The sequence below is a fragment of the Clostridium senegalense genome, assembly GCF_018916625.1.
Taxonomy (GTDB): Bacteria; Bacillota; Clostridia; order Clostridiales; family Clostridiaceae; genus Clostridium_J; species Clostridium_J senegalense.
The window spans coordinates 252215-272193 of the sequence record NZ_JAHLNC010000003.1 but is presented as its reverse complement, the minus strand read 5'-3'; the positions used below and the strand labels follow the sequence as shown (position 1 = coordinate 272193).

Genomic DNA, 19979 nt, shown 5'->3' with positions numbered 1-19979 from the left:
AGGGAGGTCGCTTTAGTGAGTGTAGTGCTTGGTATGCTCACTAAAGCGGATTAATTTTGAAAAAGTTATCAATGAATGACATAGAAAATAAAGGATTAGAACAAGAAATACCTTTTGATATTGAAGTAGATGTTTTATATGAATTAATGTATAAAGTTTTGGATGATGGAACAATAAGATCTAGAATAGTAAAGTTCAAGCTTCAAAAACTTATAGAAAGTAAAAATCCATATAAAAGATTATTTGCTATAAATAAAATAATAAGTAATGGAAAAGGTATTGATGTTATACCTAGTAGCATTAATGAGCTAGAGGTTTTAGAGGAAACAAGCAAAATATTAGCAAATGTAGTTGCTAAAAGATATGTCCAAAATAAGATTGAAAAAGATGTAGAACATCATTTAAATGAAAAACAGGACAAGTACATAGACGAAATCAGACTTGGCATAATAAAAAAACAAAAGGGTTGTGAAAATGCAAAAACTCTTAAAAAATATGCAGAGCTTGAAGTGTTAGATTCTAAGAAACTAACTAAAAGTGTTATGGCTATGTTAAGACCTGAAAGCTTCTCAGAAATAGTTGGACAAGAAAGAGCTATAAAATCATTAATATCTAAAATGGCATGTCCATATCCACAACATATATTATTGTATGGACCTCCAGGAGTAGGTAAGACAAGTGCAGCACGTTTAGCTTTAGAAGAAGCTAAAAAATTATCTTACACTCCATATGACAATGAAGCAAAATTTGTTGAAGTTGATGGTACAACCCTTAGATGGGATCCAAGAGAAATCGCAAATCCTCTTTTAGGTTCAGTACATGATCCTATATATCAAGGAAGCAAAAGGGATTTAGCAGAAACTGGAATACCTGAGCCTAAACCAGGTTTAGTTACAGAGGCTCATGGTGGAGTGTTATTTATTGATGAAATAGGGGAATTAGACACTATACTTCAAAATAAAATATTAAAAGTATTAGAAGATAAAAGAGTTGAGTTTTCATCTTCATATTATGATCCAGATGATGACCAAACGCCTAAATATATAAAATATCTTTTTGAAAATGGAGCACCAGCAGATTTTGTTCTTATAGGTGCAACAACAAAAGACCCAAGTGAGATAAATCCAGCATTAAGATCTAGATGTACAGAAGTATATTTTGAACCATTATCACAAAAAGATATAGAAAAAATAGTTATAAACGCTGCAGAAAAATTAGAAGTTAAACTAGAAGATGGTGTAGCAAGAGAAATAAGTAGATATACTATTGAAGGTAGAAAAGCTGTGAATATATTAGCAGATGTTTATGGGTATGCTCTATATAGTGATAAAGAAAGAAAAGAAATTATTCTTACTCTTAAAGATTTACAAGAGGTTGTATCTATAAGTAGATTAAAGCCTTATGAACAATTAAATAGTAATAAGGACAAAGAAGTTGGACAAGTATACGGACTAGGGGTAGCTGGTTATTTAGGGTCAACATTAGAAATAGAAGCAGCAGTATTTGAAGCTAAGGAAAAAGGTACAGGAGCTGTAAGGTTTAATGAAACAGCAGGTTCTATGGCTAAAGATTCAGTATTTAATGCAGCTTCAGTTATAAGAAAAATAACCAATAAGGATATAAAAGATTATGATATCCATGTAAATGTTGTTGGTGGAGGAAACATAGATGGTCCTTCAGCAGGAGCAGCAATAACTGTATGTATAATAAGTGCTCTTTTAGATAAACCGTTAAGACAGGATGTTGCAATAACTGGTGAGATTTCTTTAAGAGGAAAAGTTAAACCAGTTGGAGGAATATTTGAAAAAGTTTATGGTGCTAGAAGAAAAGGTATTAAAACTATAGTTGTTCCAAAGGATAATGAAAATGAAGTACCTATTGGATTAGAAGATATAGAAGTTAAAATTGTAGATACTATAGATGAGTTAATGAAAATAGTTTTTTAAAATTAAAATATAACCCTGCTTAAATTTTTAATAGCAGGGTTATAATTATTTATATAGGAACTTTTAAAGCATATAAGGTAAATTGAAGCATATGTATAGACTTTACCTATATGCTGTTTTAAGATTATAATATATAAAATAATGATAAGTAACAAAACTATGCATATGTAGTAGATGAATATAATAAGCAAACTTTTTAAATGAACTTTTATATATTGTAAGATATAGATGAAGTATAACTTTTAAAAATAAGATTGCAATAAACGTTTAATATAAATGAGAAACACAGAATCTTACTTATGTAAGGTTTCGCTACAATAGGTGTAATTAGTGTTGAAAGGAGAGATATTTATGGATGCAACTCTTAGAAGTATGCCACATAATATAGAAGCAGAACAGTCTGTTATAGGTTCTATGCTTATAGATAAGAGTGCTATAGCACAGGCTGCAGAGACACTGCAAGGTGAGGATTTTTATAGAGATAGCCATAAGGTAATTTTTAAATCTATAAGAGAGTTATATCAAAAAGATATACCTGTTGATATGATAACCTTAATAGAACATTTAAGGTCTAATGATAAGTTAGATGCTGCTGGTGGAATATCATACATAACAGAAATAAGTTCATCTGTGCCGACAACAGCGAACTTAAATTCATATATAAAAATTGTAGAAGAAAAGTCTACACTAAGAAAGTTAATAAAAAGCTCTACAGAAATAATTGAAAATTGTTATACCAAACAGGACAATGTAGAAGGTGTTATAGATTTAGCAGAAAAGGCTGTTTTTAATATTTCAGAAGAAAAAAACACAAGTGATTTTGAGCATATGAGTGTTGTTTTAGAAAGAGGATTTGAAGAAATTGAAAGAATTTATAATAATAAAGGTGAAACAACAGGGGTCCCATCAGGATTTAAAGATTTAGATGACAAAACATCTGGATTTCAAAGTGGTGATATGGTTCTTATTGCAGCAAGACCATCTATGGGAAAAACTACTTTTGCACTAAACTTAGCACAATATGCAGCTTTAAGAGCTGGAAAAAGTGTAGCTATATTTTCACTTGAAATGAGTAAAGAGCAACTTGCATATAAACTTTTATGTGCAGAGGCAAATGTAGATATGCTTAAATTAAGAACTGGTAACTTAGATGAAAAAGATTGGGAAAACATAGCAAGAGCATCAGGACCACTAGCAGATGCTAAAATATTTATAGATGATACAGCCGGTATTTCCATAATGGAAATGCGTTCTAAATGTAGAAGATTAAAGATGGAGCATGGAATAGATATGATATTAATCGACTATCTTCAATTGATGAGTGGTAGTGGAGGAGAGAGTAGACAACAAGAAGTTTCAGAGATATCAAGAAGTATAAAGGCTATAGCTAAAGAACTTAAATGTCCAGTAGTAGCATTATCACAGTTATCTCGTGCCCCAGAACAACGTGCGGATCATAGACCAATGCTTTCAGATTTAAGAGAATCTGGATCTATTGAGCAAGATGCTGACCTTGTTATGTTCTTATATAGAGATGAGTATTATGATAAGGAAACAGAAGATAAAAATATAGCTGAATGTATTATAGCTAAACAAAGAAACGGTCCTGTTGGTACAGTTAAACTAGCATGGCTTGGACAATATAGTAAATTTGGTTCTTTAGATGTAATTCATAGAGAATAATATTTGAAATTTTAGAGCTCTTGCTTTTAGATTTAAAGGGCAAGAGTTCTTATAATTTTATAAGGATATAAAAATTACCATAATAAAATAATTTCTATATAAAAAATTAATAATTTCTATAAAAGAGAAGTTTTTTATATAGAAATTACAGATAAAGTAATATGTAAATATAAAGATTAATATAAGATAATATACTAATAAAAATATTTAACATATTAAATACATATCTTCACAGATAAATAATATTTAGTTTCAAGGAGAAATACAATGGAATCAAAGAAAAATGAAAACTTTTTAATAAAGAAAATACATGAGTTTACAAAGGGAGAAAGAATTGAAAATTATTTTTTAATTAAAACCATGGAGTGTAAATTTACAAATAATAGTACTACAAATAAATATTTAGATTTAACGTTAACAGATAATAGTGGAAATATAAATGCTAAGCTTTGGGAAGTGCCAAAAGAGCTTGAAACAATGTTCAAAGAAAATATGATGGTGAGAGTTAGAGGAACTGTAAATGAATATAGAGGAAAGCTTCAACTTAAAATAGATAGAATAAGAAAGCTAAATGATGAAGATAATGTAATTGTTGAAGATTTTGTTCCAACAGCTCCTTATAAATCAGAAGAAATGTATGAATTATTATTAGATTATATATGCAAAATAGATAATGAGTATATTAGAAATATAACTGAAAAAATTATTTTAAGTTTTGAAGAAAAACTTATGTATTACCCAGCAGCAAAATCAAATCATCATGCTGTAAAAGGAGGTTTATTATATCATGTAACAACTATGCTAAAAGCAGGAGAAGCACTTTTAAATATATATACAGACCTAGACAAGGATTTATTATTTGCAGGTGTAATACTTCATGATATAGCTAAAATTTATGAGATGGATTCTAGTGATCTTGGAATAGTATCACAGTATACAGTGCAAGGTCAATTACTTGGCCATATAGTTTTAGGAATAAACTTAATAGATACTGTTGGAAGAGAAGTAAATGCAGATAAAGAAATAATTACTTTATTGCAACATATGATACTTACTCACCACTATGAACCTGAATACGGAAGTCCTAAAAAACCAATGATACCAGAGGCAGAATTATTACATCATTTAGACGTTATGGATGCAAGATTATATGATATGAGAAAAGTTTTAAAAGACGTTGAATGCGGGGAATTTTCAGAAAGAGTGTGGAGTTTAGATAATTTAAGTATATATAAAAGCTATTTAAGTAAAAATAAGAGCAAATAAGCGAAAAATTTATATAATTAACCGAATAACGTTCGTGGAGTTTGTTGACGATAAATGTCGATTTTGATAACATATATTGCGGAGTAAATTTTTAAGTACTACAGATAATAATTATATAGTGAAACAAGCTGGAATTTTAAGTTATATATACAATTAAAATATTTATTATAATTCTAAAATTATAATAATCATAAGCTTGATATCACTTTTTAGGAATTAAAATTTTAATATGTAAATTTTAAATTCCTATGAAATTAACATAGTAAAAATCTTTATCTATATTTTTAATATAAGGTATAGAAATTGAAAGATGAAGGAGAGTAATTAACATGTCATCATTTGTAATTTTAGGAGCCCAATGGGGAGACGAAGGTAAAGGGAAAATGACAGATTATCTAGCAGAAAAAGCAGATGTAGTTGTTAGATTTCAAGGTGGAAACAATGCAGGTCATACTGTTGAAGTAGGAGATAAACAATATAAACTACACTTAATTCCTTCAGGAATACTATATAAAGAAAAATTAAACGTAATAGCAAATGGTGTGGTTGTAGATCCAGAAGCACTATTTAAGGAAATTGAATACTTAGAAGGCTTAGGTGAAAGCATAACTCCAGATAGATTAATAATAAGTGATAGATCACAGGTTATAATGCCATATCACAAAGTACTTGATGCTTTAAAAGAAGAAGCAAGAGGAAAAAATGATATAGGAACAACTCGTAAGGGTATAGGACCTTGTTATACAGACAAATTTGAAAGATGTGGAATCAGAATTTGTGATTTAATAAAACCAGATATTTTAAGAAAAAAATTAGAGCAATACCTACCAGAGAAAAATGATATGATAACAAAAATTTATGGTGGAGAAGCTTTAGATATAGATACAGTATATGAATTATATGTTGAATATGGTAAAAGAATAAAACCTTTTGTATCTGATACATCAGTAAGAATATTTGATGCAATAAAGGCAGATAAAAAAGTTTTATTTGAAGGTGCTCAAGGAACACTTTTAGATATAGACTTTGGTTCTTATCCATATGTAACGTCTTCAAATACAATTGCAGGTGGATTATGTACTGGAACAGGAATTGGACCAACAATGCTTGATAGTGCAGTAGGTGTTGTTAAAGCTTATACTACAAGGGTTGGTAAAGGACCATTCCCAACAGAATTAAATGATACAACTGGGGACTGGATAAGAGAAAAGGGCCACGAGTACGGAGTAACAACTGGAAGAAGTAGAAGATGTGGATGGTTAGATCTTGTAATATTAAAAACAGCAGCAAGAGTTTCAGGATTAACAAGCTTTAGTGTAACTAAAATAGACACATTAGCAGGACTTGAAAAATTAAAAATGTGCGTTGGATATAAATTTGAAGATAAAGTTATAGATTATTTTCCAGCAAGTTTAGAAGACTTAGCTAAATGTGAACCTATATATGAAGAGTTTGACGGTTGGGATGATAGTGTAGCAGATGCTAGATCCTATGAAGAATTACCTGAAAATGCTAAAATATACTTAAAAAGAATAGAAGAGTTTACAGGAGTTAAGATAGCAATAGTTTCTGTAGGTCCAAGAAGAGACCAAACTATGATGATTAACGAACTTTAATTTATAGAAAATACCTTATAGATAGATTTTAATTCTATTTTTATAAGGTATTTTTTATATTAATATAGAGTAAAAAAATTTTTGATTTAATATCAAATAAATAAAAATATTCTATTTAAATTTCAAATAGGTAACATATATTACGTGCGTTACTTACAAAATAATATATAATATAAGCATAAATAATAATTAACAGAGAACAATAAAAATGATTAAATTTAATAAATGAGGTGTTACATATGAAAATAACTAAAGATATGAAAATTGGAGAAATCGTTAGAAACTATCCAGAAAGTATAGAAATATTAATGAACTTTGGAATGGGATGTGTAGGATGTCCTTCAGCACAAGCTGAAACAATAGAAGAAGCTGCAGCTGTTCATGGACTAGATTTAAACGCATTACTAGAAGCTTTAAATAAATAGTAAATGCAAGAAAAAGCTATCTTAAGATAAATATATTTTAAGATAGCTTTATGTTTATTTATTTTTTAAGCTATTTGCAACAACTGCACCTGAACTCCATGCCCATTGAAGGTTAAATCCACCACAATCGCCATCTACATCTAGAATTTCACCAGCAAAGAAAAGATTATCTATTAATTTGGATTCCAATGTAGAATTATTAACTTCAGTAGTATCTATGCCACCGGCTGTTACTTGGGCATTATCAAAGGATTTTGTTCCTGTAACTTTAAATTTCCAACATTTTAAAATGTTAATTAAAGCGTCTTTTTCTTGCCATTCTAATGACCAGCAAGGTTTGTGAATATCTTCAATATTACATTCTTTTAATATGATAGGAATAAGTTTCTTATTTATAATTCCTATTAATGCATCACATATAGATCTATAAGAATTCATTCCAAAATGATTTTCTAAGAAATCTCTTAGGCCATCGTCACTAAATTTAGGCATTAAATCTACAGAAATAAAAACATCTTTATTTTTAGAAATACTATAAGATGCGATTCTACTAAGTTGGAGTATTGGTGGGCCAGATATTCCATAGTCAGTAAATAATATTTCTCCAAATTCACTACGAACAAGTTTTTTATTTACATATATATCAGTGTTTCCATCAAATTTAACACCGGATATAGCTTTAAGTTTTTTATAATCTAGTTTAAGTTGTACAATAGCTGGAACAGGATTAATTATTGAGTGACCTAAAGTTTTAGATAATTTAAATCCTGAGCCATCAGAACCAGTTTTGGGATAACTCTTTCCACCAGTTGCAATGACTAGTTTATTACAGGTGAAAAATTCATCATCAGTGCATTGAACTTTAAAATTTTTATTTTTATAAATGGTACATACTTTTTTATTTGTATAAATAGGTATACTACGTTCTTTAAGTGCTAACAATAATAAATCCACTACTGAAGATGCTTGCAGTGACATAGGATACATTTTTCCATCATCTAAAGTAGTTAAATATATTCCAATTGAATTAAAAAAATTTATAGTATCTTGTAAAGTAAATTTCTCTAAGGCAGATATAAAAAAATCTTTATTAGAGCTATGATATCTTAATGATGATAGATTTTTATTTGTTATATTGCAACGACCATTACCAGTTGTTAATATTTTTTTCCCAATTCTATCAGTACCTTCAATTATAGCAACATCTAAACCCATGTCTTTGCACAAAATAGAAGTAATAATACCAGAGGCACCGCCTCCAATTATAATAATATCGTGATTCAAATAAATTTCTCCTTCCTAAATGAAAGTTATAGAGTTAAATTACTCTACATATAATATAAATATGTAAAATTCTTGTAAACAAGTTTAAAAAAAATAAATATGTAAAAGATATAGGTATGTACATTGTAATTTTTAAGTATATACAAAAGTACGTAAATACCTAAATCATATTAAATTTAATAAAATATTTTAGAATAAAATTTTTGTACAATTAATTAATAAATCAAAAATCTAGATAGATTCATTATATATTATAACCGTTACAATTAAATAACATCAAATGAACTTTTAAAATATATAGTGATTAAAATAGAAAATGATAAATAATTATACAAAAAGGTAATTTTACCAGTGAAAAAGAAAGATATAAGTCTAAATATAGCTTAAAAAATCACTTTTTCATATGAATTTTTCAACAAAAGCAGTAATAAAATAATAAATTAGTTTAGTTTTAACCTATCTTAGCTAGTTTAAATTGTTGAAAATGCTAAATTTTAAAATAAAATAAAAAAATACGAAAAAAAATATAAAAAAATGTTGACATTAATAAAGAGTTTAGGTATTATATTACTTGTCGGGTGCGAAGGAAACTATGCACAAGACCTAACAAAAGCAAAAGGACATATGGCTCCTTGGTCAAGCGGTTAAGACACCACCCTTTCACGGTGGTAACAGGGGTTCGATTCCCCTAGGAGTCACCATTTAGTGGTCGCATAGCTCAGCTGGGAGAGCATCTGCCTTACAAGCAGAGGGTCACAGGTTCGAGCCCTGTTGTGACCACCACATACGGCCTAGTGGCTCAGTTGGTTAGAGTACCGGCCTGTCACGCCGGGGGTCGAGGGTTCGAGTCCCTTCTAGGTCGCCATAATTTTGCTGGCATGGCTCAACGGTAGAGCAGCTGACTTGTAATCAGCAGGTTGTAGGTTCGATTCCTATTGCCAGCTCCACTTTTTTAAAACATAATAAGGCTCCTTGGTCAAGCGGTTAAGACACCACCCTTTCACGGTGGTAACAGGGGTTCGATTCCCCTAGGAGTCACCATATTTGGTCGCATAGCTCAGCTGGGAGAGCATCTGCCTTACAAGCAGAGGGTCACAGGTTCGAACCCTGTTGTGACCACCAAAAATTGGCCTAGTGGCTCAGTTGGTTAGAGTACCGGCCTGTCACGCCGGGGGTCGAGGGTTCGAGTCCCTTCTAGGTCGCCATAATTTTGCTGGCATGGCTCAACGGTAGAGCAGCTGACTTGTAATCAGCAGGTTGTAGGTTCGATTCCTATTGCCAGCTCCACTTTTTAAAACATAATAAGGCTCCTTGGTCAAGCGGTTAAGACACCACCCTTTCACGGTGGTAACAGGGGTTCGATTCCCCTAGGAGTCACCATATTTGGTCGCATAGCTCAGCTGGGAGAGCATCTGCCTTACAAGCAGAGGGTCACAGGTTCGAACCCTGTTGTGACCACCAAAAATCTGGCCTAGTGGCTCAGTTGGTTAGAGTACCGGCCTGTCACGCCGGGGGTCGAGGGTTCGAGTCCCTTCTAGGTCGCCAACTAAAACCTTGAACTTAGTTCAAGGTTTTTTTATTTTTAAAATAGTAATATTCAGGAAGGTCATATTCGGCCTTCCTTTTTTATATATTAAATCATTAGTGCAGATGAGAAGTCAAAGGTTGCATTAAATATATTAAGAAAACCTATAGAGTAAGTAGCAACTATTGAAAAAACAAAATTCACAATACTTTGAAAACGTGGTAATATATAGGTAGACAAAGTTGGTTATAGTCGTTTATCCTTTAAAAGAAATTTTCCTTTTGTATGAAAAGCTCAGCTTGAAAAAGTTGAGCTTTTTATTTTTTATGTTTAATGAACAACAAAGATTTGATGATTAATATAAATGTATCTTCCTATATAACAAAAAAACTATCTTTAAGTTTAAAGATAGTTTTTTATATTAGCGCCTTTTTGAGCGTGCTACTTTTAATCTTAAATCATCACCAAAAAATTTTTTTAGTGTAAAGTTACCAAATAGTCTAGATGTAAATCTTTCAGAATATATAGATGAAAGTTCATCTAATGCATAGTTAGTAGAAATAATCATTTTTTTATCTTTTAAGAGTTTAGTATTTAAAAGATTAAAAAGCTCTTTTTTACTAAAATCTGAAAGTTGTTCTGTTCCTAAGTCATCTATAATCAATAAATCACAATCTACTAAGCTTTCATATAATCCTATATTATTATTAAACTTAGCATCTTTTAAATTTGATATAAGATCATCAGAAGTTCTATATATAACAAAGTGTCCAGCATCTATTAAATCTTTAGCTATGCAATGAGAAAGAAAAGTTTTACCTGTTCCTGGATTACCATAGAATAGTAAGTTCTCATTATGATTTTTAAAATCCTCCACGTATATAATAGAGCTTTTATATATTCGTTCCATATTAGCTCTAGGACTTAAATTACCTTGGTAAAAATCCTTTGAAAAGTAATTTATATCGAAATTTTTAAAGCTATGCTTATCAAGTAAGTGCTTTAAATCAGAATTTTCATAACCAACCTTTACAAGGTACCTTTTATAGCAATCACATTTTTTAGTGTAGATATATCCAGTATCCTTACATTTATCACATTTATATATAAGTGATAAATAATCCATAGGATAGCCATTAGAAACTAAAAGCTCTGATTTTTTCATTTTTAAATCAATCATTTTATTTTTTATACTATTAATGGCAGCATCTTTATCATCCATTGGTTTTATTGCTATAAGTGATAATTTTACTGAAAGTTTTCCTATTTCATTTTCAATATCTATAACTTGAGGAAGAGCTTTTTGTATCTCCATTTTTCTCTTTTCTAATTTAAGCTCTTCATTTTTTCTTACCGTTTCATACATTTTCATAACTTGTGAATGAAAAGTTTTATTCATTATCATACCATCCTAACAAATCTTTTTCTAATTTATCGAAATCATAATTTCGTTGTTCAAAATTATTAAAAGTATCTTTATTAGAAGATTTTACTATAGGTTTATAATTAAGCTTTTTCTTATCCTTTTTCTCAATATCTTCAAGAGTAGATATTCCGGATTTAAACCAACTATTAAGTATTCCATCAATATATTTAAAATCCGCCCTATTAAGTCGTTCGAAGCAAATATCACAAGCTTTATAAATAATTTCATTAGAAAATTTATAAGTATGAATCCATTTTGAAATCATATCTTCCTGTGGTTTCATAACATCAGGAGAATTAACGCCTAAATATTTAAGGATTTTTCTTATACTAATCCATTTATCTTCATGTCTTTTTATAAAGCTTTGCGCTTCATCAATAGTTGATATCTTTTGATCATGCCAAGCCATTGCTATTTTTTCAAAATACCTATAGTCAACCTTACCTTTAGAAACACAGTATTGAATTAGTAAAAGTATAAGCTCTGGAGAAAAGTTAAAGTCCTTTTGCCAACTTAAATAGCATTCTATTTCTTTTGGCGATAGAGTTCTTCCTATTAATTTCTCAATATCTTGTAACATATCTTTAATAGAAGAGTTATCTAGTTCTTTTAATATATCAACATTTTGAACAGGTGGACTCATATTTTCTGTTAAATCAAGGAACTCTATAGTGTAATTTCCCATATTATCAATGGCATACATTTTTACAACGCCTACTTCACTCCAATAGTTCCAAGCATTAAGTATATCACTTTCAAGAAGTGATAATGTACTAGCTATAATTGCTGAATTAGCACCTAGCTCACCACTTATACAATATTTTAATCCAAGAAGATATACTTTTACATATTCTCCACGTGCATTAGTCATATATTTATCTATAAAAACATTGCTTACAGGAGTATATCCTAAATTTTTGTTTTTAAACATGAAAGTACTCATGTATATCCCTCACTTTAAAATGTTCTAGTTATTTAATTTTAAATCTTATATAGGAATATAAAATAATTTTTCAATTTATAATTCCCAAGTAGTTTTTCAATGTTATATTACTTATTTTAGTTGAAAATATAGAAATATAAACTCATTCCTTCATTATATAATTATATCTTAACCTTATTAAATTTTAAATAAGGTGTATTTGACCATATTAGTATACCACATAAAGCTAAAAAAAATTAATAATTATTTCCAATGATTATAGCCATGTTTAAATTTAATTAAATAGGGAATAATATGCTAATGGAAAGGAGGTATATTTTGAGAAAATTTCATAAATATACTATAATAATCGTTATTCTTACAGTAGCTTTAACAACTAGTTTAACACTTACATTCTTTATTAGCAAATTAACTAGTAAGTATGTGCTATACGATAATAACAAAATAATTGCAGTTACAAGTGATGAAAATTTAATAAAAAAAGTATGGAATATAGAGTATAATGAGGCAAAAAACAAAAATTTAGAAATAAAAAATAACCTTAAATTAAAAAAAGAACCTTTTAGTACTAAAAAAGATATGTCTAAAGAAGAGATAGAAAAATCATTAAAAAATTCTTTAAAGGTATCTAGTTATCAAATGATTTGTGATGACAAAGTAATAGCTTATGTTAAAAGTAAAGATATTGGTGATAAGGCTATAGAAATAGTTAAGAATCAATATATATCTAAAAGTAAAATGAATAATTTAAAAAACATACAGTTAAACAATAATATACAATATAAAGAATGTGAATGTTTAAAAAATCAATTAAAAGATGAGGTAAATATAGCAAATAATATAATAAATGCTAATAATGAAGGTGAAAAATTAATATCATTTACTGGAACTACTGAAACTTTTGTTAATACAATTTCAAGAGGTGAAACTAAAGTTGAAGTTAATGTTAGTAAAGAATTGGAAGAAAAGAATGAATCTAAAGTAGAAAATAAAGATGAAACAGCTATTGTTTCAACGAAAAATGCTATAGGTGCACAGCCTATCTTTGCAAATAAAAGCTTATATGTTCCAACGCTGGGAGTAATTAGTTCTTATTTTGGTGAAAGATGGGGAACTGTTCATAAAGGATTAGATATAGCAGCAGATACAGGTACACCTATAAAAGCAGCTTTTAGTGGAACTGTTAAGTTTTCAGGTGTTATGAATGGTTATGGAAATGTTGTAATACTAGAACACGGTAATAACTTAGAAACAGTATATGCTCACTGTGATACCCTTACAGTTAAAAATGGAGATAAAGTAGAAAAGGGTAATCAAGTAGCTACAGTTGGTAGCACAGGAGATAGTACGGGCCCTCATCTGCATTTTGAAGTGAAGATTAATGGAAGTGCTGTAGATCCATTAAGCTTTAGTGAATAAAATATATACCAATATATTTACATTAAAGTAAATATATTGGTATATATATAATAAAACTATTGACAAGGGATTAAATCTAAATTATACTTTGATTATCAAAATATTTGATTATAAAAGTATTTAAAATTTTAAATAAATTAAAGGATGTGGAAAAATGAGTTCGCCATCAAGGAATACACATAAGTTAAATGAAATTTTAGTAGAGATTTTTAATGATATATTAAAAATAGAAGAGAAGTCTCTATCTAATGGTCCAATAAATGACTTATCTATAACAGAAATTCATACAATTGATGCGATAGGTATGTATGATGAAAAGACTATGAGTGAAGTGGCTCAGGAATTAAAAATAACAGTTGGAACACTTACTACAGCAATAAACAAGCTAGTAAAAAAAGAATATGTAAATAGAAGTAGATGTGAAAAAGATAGAAGGTCTGTAAAAATATCATTAACTAACAAAGGAAAATTAGTTTATAGAATTCATCAAAAATTTCATACAGATATGATAGGTTCAACAATTGAGGGATTAACAAAAGAAGAAGAACTTTTATTAATCTCATCTCTTGATAAAGTTAATAAGTTTTTTAAAGAAAAGTATAAAGACCTTTAAAATTGGAGGCATTGTTATGAAAGTTAAAATTGTAGGCACAGGTAGGTCTGTACCTAGTAATGTTGTAACAAATGATATGTTATCAACATTTTTAGATACAAGTGATCAATGGATATACAGTAGAACTGGTATAAAACAAAGATATATTTCTACTGGTGAGAGCAACTCTCAATTATGTATTGAAGCTGCTAAAAAAGCATTAAAGAATGCAAATTTAAATGGAAAAGATATAGACATTATAATAGTTGCCACTATAACACCAGATAAAGTAACTCCAGCTACAGCTTGTTTAGTTCAAAGTGCAATTGGTGCATCAAATGCAATGGCATTTGATATATCTGCTGCATGTAGTGGATTTGTTTATGGGATTAATATTGCTAGTCAATTTATAAATAGCAAAGCATATAACAATGCCTTGATTATAGGTGGAGAAGTATTATCTAAAATACTTGATTGGCAAGACAGAAGCATTTGTGTTTTATTTGGTGATGGAGCTGGGGCAGCAATTTTATCTAGAAGTGAAGAAGACTGTATTAAATCAATTGAATGTGTAAGTGTTGGAGAAAAATCAGATTGTTTAACTTGTGATGGCTTAGAATTAAAAAATATTTATGTTCCACATAAAGAAGAATTTTCAAGTAACATATCAATGAATGGTAAAGAAATATTTAGGTTTGCTGTTAGAGTTATTGAAAATAGCATAGAAAGAATATTGGATGAAAATAATTTAACTTTTGATGACATTGATTATGTTATTCCACATCAAGCAAATAGTAGAATTATAGAGGCTGTAATTAAGGCCAAAGGATATGATAAAGAAAAATTTTATATGAATATGAGCCAGTATGGAAACACATCAGCGGCAAGTATTCCTATAGCGTTAGATGAGTTAAATAAAAATGGACTTTTAAAAGAAGGTATGAAGCTTGTTCTTATTGGATTTGGCGGAGGACTTACTTATGGAAGTGCACTTATAAATTGGAAAAAATAAATTACTTTAGGAGGATTTTAAAATGGTATTTGAAAAAATTAAAAAGGTTGTTGCAGAGCAAGTTAGTATAGATGAGAGTGATATAAAACTTCAATCAACATTTAATGAAGAGTTAGGATTAGATTCTTTAGAATTATTTGAAATAGTTATAGCTTTAGAAGATGAGTTTAACATAGAAATTCCTAATGAAGAGTTAGAAGGAATATCAAACGTTCAAGGACTTGTATCTTATATTGAAGAAAAAATAAAATAATATTTTTTAGGTTGCTAAGGGAAAATAGATAGAGATATATTATCCAATTACAATTATTAAGTAAGCTAAAAATATATTCATGCTAAATAAGGCGATGAAGTTAAGTATTTACTGATATACATCATTATTGGTGTATCTAAGTTTTAAAAATAATAATTTTAAAAGTGAAATTGGAACTCTATGACTTTTCCCTTTAATTTATAGGAGGAATTATATGAGCTGGCGTATTTGTGAATTACTAAAAATAAAGTATCCAATAATTCAAGGTGGAATGGCCTGGATAGCAGATAGTTCTTTAGCTTCAGCAGTATCAAATGCAGGTGGGTTAGGAATAATAGCAGCTGGTAATGCACCGGTTGAATATGTTAGAGAACAAATTAGACAAACTAAAAAATTAACAGATAAGCCTTTTGGGGTAAATATAATGCTACTAAGTCCATATGCAGAAGATATCGCAAAGTTAGTGTGCGAAGAAAAAGTAGCGGTTGTTACAACAGGAGCAGGGAATCCAGGAAAATATGTTGATATGTGGAAAGAAAACAACATAAAAGTTATGCCTGTAGTTGCATCTGTAGGATTAGCAAAAAGAATGGAAAAATGTAATGTAGATGCTGTAATTGCAGAAGGATGTGAAGCCGGTGGTCATATAGGGGAAATTACTACAATGTCGCTAGTGCCACAAATAGTTGATAGTGTAAATATACCTGTTATAGCAGCAGGCGGAATTGGTGACGGTAGAGGCATGGCTGCAGTAAGAATGTTAGGAGCTAGTGGGGTACAAATAGGAACTAGATTTTTAATTGCAGATGAATGTACTGTTCACGAAAATTATAAAGATAAAGTAATAAAATCAAAAGATATCGATACAGTAGTGACTGCAAGGAGCACAGGTCATCCAGTTAGAGTATTAAAAAATAAATTATCAAGAAAATACACCATAATGGAAAAAGATAAATGTTCACTTGAAGAGTTAGAAGCTTTAGGTAAAGGTGCATTGCAAAAGGCTGTTATAGAAGGTGACATTGATATGGGGTCTGTTATGGCAGGGCAAATTGCAGGTCTAGTAAAAAAGAAGCAAAATTGTAAAGAAATCATTGAGGAAATAACAGCTCAGTGTGATAAACTATTGAATCTTTAAGGAGTAGCTTTATGAAGAAAATAGCCTTTTTGTTTCCAGGACAGGGTTCACAATACGTAGGTATGGGTAAAGAAGTTTATGAAAACTTTAATGAAAGCAAAGAAATTTTTGAAATAGCTAACAAAGAACTGTCTACTAATATATGTGAACTTTGTTTTGAAGATAAAGAAAATAAATTAGATATAACAGAATATACACAGCCGGCTTTGTTAACGGTAAGTATTGCATTATTACAATTATTGAAAAAGGAAGGAATAAAACCAGAAGTAGTTGCAGGTTTAAGCCTTGGTGAATATTCTGCCCTTGTATGTAGTGGTGTATTAAAGTTTGAGGATGCAATAAAACTTGTTAAAAAAAGAGGAAGGTTTATGCAAGAAGCAGTGCCTGTTGGTATGGGTGGAATGGCTGCTGTAATAGGCCTTGATAAGGAAACTGTAATATCTGTATGTGAAAAAGCAAAGGATTTTGGAATTATTGAAGTAGCTAACTTTAATTGTCCAGGACAAATTGTTATAGGTGGAGAGAATGAAGCTTTAGAAAAAGCCTGTGATTTAGCTAAAGAAGTTGGCGCAAAACGAGTTATAAAATTACAAGTTAGTGCACCATTTCATACTTCTATGTTAAAAAATGCTGGGGACAATTTAGAAAAAGCATTGGAAAGTATAGAAACATATGAAGGAAATATAAAAATAATAACAAACGTTACAGGTGATTACATAAATAAAGGATTTAAAGAAAATTTAAAAAGACAGGTTGTTAGTTCAGTAAAATGGGAACAATCTATTAGAAAAATGATAGATGATGGAATTGAAATTTTTATAGAGATAGGGCCAGGAAAGACTCTAAGTTCATTTGTGAAAAAAATAGATAGAAAATTAAAAACATTAAACATAGAGGATGTGGAGTCTTTAAATAAAGCTCTTGAATTTTTAAGGACATAAAAAAGGGGTGCTATATATGAATGGAAAAAATGCAGTAGTAACAGGAGCTTCAAGAGGAATAGGAAAAAGTATAGTATTAAAGCTTGCAAAGTTAGGCTATAACATAGTTTTTAATTATAGAAGTAATGATGAAAAAGCAAAAGAACTTTTAGAAGAAGTAAAAACTTTAGGCGTTAAATGTGAAGCAATAAAAGGTGATGTATCAATAATGGATGATGCAAAAGAACTTATATTACTTTGCAAAGAAACTTTTGGATCTGTAGATGTATTAGTAAATAATGCAGGAATAACTAAAGATAATTTAATTATGAGAATGAAAGAAGAAGACTTTGATTCTGTTATTAGTATAAATTTAAAAGGTACATTTAATGCAACCAAACAAGCTATTCCTATTATGATGAAACAAAGATATGGAAAAGTAATAAATATAAGTTCTGTAGTAGGAATTGCAGGTAATGCAGGTCAGTCAAACTATAGCGCATCAAAAGCAGGAGTTATAGGTTTTACAAAATCTATAGCACGAGAAGTTGGTAGCAGAGGAATAACTGTAAATGCTATAGCACCAGGGTTTATAGAAACAGACATGACAAAGGTTCTAAATGAGAAAATAAAGGAAAATGTTATAAATCAAATACCATTAAAAAAGTTTGGATCTAGTGAGGATGTAGCTAATGTTGTTGGATTTTTAGCATCAGAAGAAGCAGACTATATAACTGGTCAAACAATAAACGTAGATGGCGGTATGGTAATGTAATTTAAAAAGTTACTTATAACAAATTAGGAGGTTTATTTACAATGAATAGACGTGTGGTAGTAACAGGAATGGGAGCATTAACACCAATAGGAAACACTGTAGAAGATTTTTGGAATGGTGCAAAAAATGGAGTTTGTGGGATTGACCATATAACTAGGTTTGATACAACGGATTTTAAGGCTGTAGTAGCAGGAGAACTTAAAAACTTTAACATAGAAGACTATATGACTAAAAAAGACGGTAGAAAATTAGATAAATATTGTCAATATGCAATGGTAGCTACAATGGAAGCTATGAATGATGCAAATTTTGATCTTGAAAATACAAACAAGGATAGAATGGGTGTAATTGTAGGTTCTGGTATAGGTGGTCTTGAAACAACAGTATCAGAACACAATAAAATGCTTGAAAAAGGTCCTAATAGAGTATCACCATTTATGATTCCTATGATAATAGGAAATATAGCTGCAGGACAAATTGCAATAAAATATGGTGCTAAGGGAATATGTACATCTATTGTTACTGCTTGTGCAACAGGAACAAACTCTATAGGTGAAGCTTTTGAAGCAATAAAGTCTAATAGAGCAGACGTTATAATAGCTGGAGGAGCAGAAGCACCAATAGTTGATATCGCTATTGCTGGATTTAGTTCACTTACTGCTTTGAGCAAAAGTAAAGACCCAAAAAGAGCATCTATTCCTTTTGACAAAGAAAGAAATGGATTTGTAATGGGTGAAGGTGCAGGGATTTTAATTCTTGAAGAATTAGAACATGCATTAAAAAGAGGTGCAAAAATATATGGTGAAGTAGTTGGGTATGGAGCAACTTGTGATGCATATCATATAACTCAACCAGCACCAGACACTAGAGAAATTTTAAGAGCAATGAAAATGGCCATAGATGAAGCAGGTATTGAATTAAATGAAGTTTCATATATAAATGCCCATGGAACAAGCACTTATTATAATGATAAATCTGAAACAAATGCTATAAAAGCTTTATTTGGTGAATATGCGTATAAGATTCCAGTAAGTTCAACTAAATCAATGACAGGACATTTATTAGGTGCGGCAGGAGCTATAGAGGCAATATCATGTATTAAATCATTACAGGCTGATTTTTTAACACCGACAATTGGGCTTAAAGTTCCAGATGAAGAATGTGATTTAGATTATATACCTAATGTTGGTAGAAGTGCTAAGGTTAATTATGCTCTTAGTAATTCATTAGGATTTGGCGGTCATAATGCTACACTTTTATTTAAAAAATGGGAGGGTTAAATTATGAAAATTAATGACTTAAAAGAACTTATAAAAACAATAAGTGAGTCTAATATAAATTTATTTGAATATGAAGAAAACGGAACAAAAATTAAACTCTCTAAAGAGCTTAATATGGAAAGTGTATCTACTAAATATGATGAAGAAAAAATTGAAACAAAAAAATGTAGTGAAAAATTAGTATCATATGAACCTAAAGAAGAAATAGTAGAGATAGTAGAAGATAAAAATATAAAAGAAATATTATCTCCAATGGTAGGTATGTTTTATGGTTCACCATCTCCAAATGAAGAAAACTTTGTAAAGGTTGGATCTAGAGTAAAAAAAGGTGACGTAGTATGCATAATAGAAGCTATGAAAATAATGAATGAAATAGAAAGTGATGTTGATGGAATAGTTTCTGAAATAAATGTAAAAGATGAAGAAATGGTTCAATATGGACAATGTTTAATTAAAATAGAGGCGTGTTAAGGAGA

17 protein-coding genes and 11 tRNA genes are annotated in these 19979 nt (G+C 29.7%); 25 read left to right on the top strand and 3 right to left on the bottom strand.

The features are described from left to right. Positions 1-71: 71 nt before the first annotated feature. The 5 genes from lonC (at position 72) to KQI36_RS08515 (ending at position 6936) form a co-directional block, all read left to right on the top strand. On the top strand, positions 72-1946 hold the full coding sequence (gene lonC, locus KQI36_RS08535; RefSeq protein ID WP_216450571.1) for a Lon family ATP-dependent protease: 1875 nt from the start codon (positions 72-74) through the stop codon (positions 1944-1946). Positions 1947-2297: 351 nt separating this feature from the next. Continuing rightward, positions 2298-3629: a replicative DNA helicase gene (locus tag KQI36_RS08530; RefSeq protein ID WP_010298252.1), complete on the top strand. Its 1332-nt coding sequence runs from the start codon at positions 2298-2300 to the stop codon at positions 3627-3629. 267 nt (positions 3630-3896) lie between these two features. Continuing rightward, on the top strand, positions 3897-4895 hold the full coding sequence (locus KQI36_RS08525; protein WP_216450550.1) for a 3'-5' exoribonuclease YhaM family protein: 999 nt from the start codon (positions 3897-3899) through the stop codon (positions 4893-4895). 329 nt (positions 4896-5224) lie between these two features. Continuing rightward, positions 5225-6511 carry an adenylosuccinate synthase gene (locus tag KQI36_RS08520; protein ID WP_216450549.1) on the top strand — a complete coding sequence of 429 codons (1287 nt, stop codon included), beginning with the start codon at positions 5225-5227 and terminating at the stop codon, positions 6509-6511. 239 nt (positions 6512-6750) lie between these two features. After that, positions 6751-6936, top strand: a complete 186-nt coding sequence (locus tag KQI36_RS08515) for a DUF1858 domain-containing protein (protein ID WP_010298245.1) — start codon at positions 6751-6753, stop codon at positions 6934-6936. A gap of 54 nt (positions 6937-6990) precedes the next feature. Here KQI36_RS08515 and KQI36_RS08510 read toward each other — a convergent pair whose 3' ends face one another. Beyond that, complete coding sequence (locus KQI36_RS08510; protein WP_216450548.1) at positions 6991-8220, bottom strand: BaiN/RdsA family NAD(P)/FAD-dependent oxidoreductase; 1230 nt, start codon at positions 8218-8220, stop codon at positions 6991-6993. Between the two features lie 626 nt (positions 8221-8846). Here KQI36_RS08510 and KQI36_RS08505 point away from each other — a divergent pair. From KQI36_RS08505 to KQI36_RS08455, 11 genes are all read left to right on the top strand, one after another. Then, positions 8847-8921: transfer RNA gene (locus KQI36_RS08505), tRNA-Glu, on the top strand. 6 nt (positions 8922-8927) lie between these two features. Beyond that, a tRNA-Val gene (locus KQI36_RS08500) sits at positions 8928-9003 on the top strand. 5 nt (positions 9004-9008) lie between these two features. Next, a tRNA-Asp gene (locus tag KQI36_RS08495) sits at positions 9009-9085 on the top strand. A 7-nt stretch (positions 9086-9092) separates the two neighbouring features. Continuing rightward, positions 9093-9167: transfer RNA gene (locus tag KQI36_RS08490), tRNA-Thr, on the top strand. Positions 9168-9186: 19 nt separating this feature from the next. Next, a tRNA-Glu gene (locus tag KQI36_RS08485) sits at positions 9187-9261 on the top strand. Between the two features lie 5 nt (positions 9262-9266). Then, positions 9267-9342 (top strand) — tRNA-Val (locus KQI36_RS08480). 6 nt (positions 9343-9348) lie between these two features. After that, a tRNA-Asp gene (locus tag KQI36_RS08475) sits at positions 9349-9425 on the top strand. Positions 9426-9432: 7 nt separating this feature from the next. Further along, positions 9433-9507 (top strand) — tRNA-Thr (locus KQI36_RS08470). 18 nt (positions 9508-9525) lie between these two features. Next, positions 9526-9600, top strand: a tRNA-Glu gene (locus tag KQI36_RS08465). Between the two features lie 5 nt (positions 9601-9605). Continuing rightward, positions 9606-9681, top strand: a tRNA-Val gene (locus KQI36_RS08460). A gap of 7 nt (positions 9682-9688) precedes the next feature. Further along, positions 9689-9765, top strand: a tRNA-Asp gene (locus tag KQI36_RS08455). 401 nt (positions 9766-10166) lie between these two features. Here KQI36_RS08455 and KQI36_RS08450 read toward each other — a convergent pair. Together KQI36_RS08450 and KQI36_RS08445 are read right to left on the bottom strand one after the other, a co-directional pair. Next, positions 10167-11144, bottom strand: a complete 978-nt coding sequence (locus KQI36_RS08450) for an ATP-binding protein (protein ID WP_010298239.1) — start codon at positions 11142-11144, stop codon at positions 10167-10169. Next, entirely contained in the window at positions 11137-12114 is a 978-nt protein-coding gene (locus KQI36_RS08445) for a DnaD domain protein (protein ID WP_216450547.1), read from the bottom strand. Before KQI36_RS08445 ends, KQI36_RS08450 begins: the two co-directional genes overlap by 8 nt. A gap of 318 nt (positions 12115-12432) precedes the next feature. Between KQI36_RS08445 and KQI36_RS08440 the strand changes: the two genes are divergently transcribed. The 9 genes from KQI36_RS08440 to accB all read left to right on the top strand — a co-directional run bounded on the left by KQI36_RS08440 (position 12433) and on the right by accB (position 19974). After that, complete coding sequence (locus KQI36_RS08440; RefSeq protein WP_216450546.1) at positions 12433-13533, top strand: M23 family metallopeptidase; 1101 nt, start codon at positions 12433-12435, stop codon at positions 13531-13533. Positions 13534-13687: 154 nt separating this feature from the next. Then, positions 13688-14146 carry a MarR family winged helix-turn-helix transcriptional regulator gene (locus KQI36_RS08435; RefSeq protein WP_216450545.1) on the top strand — a complete coding sequence of 153 codons (459 nt, stop codon included), beginning with the start codon at positions 13688-13690 and terminating at the stop codon, positions 14144-14146. Between the two features lie 16 nt (positions 14147-14162). Continuing rightward, on the top strand, positions 14163-15137 hold the full coding sequence (locus KQI36_RS08430) for a beta-ketoacyl-ACP synthase III (protein WP_216450544.1): 975 nt from the start codon (positions 14163-14165) through the stop codon (positions 15135-15137). A 22-nt stretch (positions 15138-15159) separates the two neighbouring features. After that, the gene (gene acpP, locus KQI36_RS08425; RefSeq protein WP_216450543.1) at positions 15160-15390 is read left to right on the top strand and encodes an acyl carrier protein; all 231 of its coding nucleotides are present in this window, start codon (positions 15160-15162) and stop codon (positions 15388-15390) included. Between the two features lie 214 nt (positions 15391-15604). Beyond that, positions 15605-16528: an enoyl-[acyl-carrier-protein] reductase FabK gene (gene fabK / locus KQI36_RS08420; protein ID WP_216450542.1), complete on the top strand. Its 924-nt coding sequence runs from the start codon at positions 15605-15607 to the stop codon at positions 16526-16528. 11 nt (positions 16529-16539) lie between these two features. After that, positions 16540-17469, top strand: a complete 930-nt coding sequence (gene fabD / locus KQI36_RS08415) for an ACP S-malonyltransferase (RefSeq protein ID WP_216450541.1) — start codon at positions 16540-16542, stop codon at positions 17467-17469. 16 nt (positions 17470-17485) lie between these two features. Beyond that, positions 17486-18223 carry a 3-oxoacyl-[acyl-carrier-protein] reductase gene (gene fabG, locus KQI36_RS08410; RefSeq protein ID WP_216450540.1) on the top strand — a complete coding sequence of 246 codons (738 nt, stop codon included), beginning with the start codon at positions 17486-17488 and terminating at the stop codon, positions 18221-18223. Positions 18224-18264: 41 nt separating this feature from the next. Next, positions 18265-19503, top strand: a complete 1239-nt coding sequence (gene fabF / locus KQI36_RS08405) for a beta-ketoacyl-ACP synthase II (RefSeq protein WP_216450539.1) — start codon at positions 18265-18267, stop codon at positions 19501-19503. Between the two features lie 3 nt (positions 19504-19506). Further along, a complete protein-coding gene (gene accB, locus KQI36_RS08400) occupies positions 19507-19974 on the top strand; it encodes an acetyl-CoA carboxylase biotin carboxyl carrier protein (protein ID WP_010298211.1) in 468 nt (155 codons plus the stop codon). Positions 19975-19979: the final 5 nt, after the last annotated feature.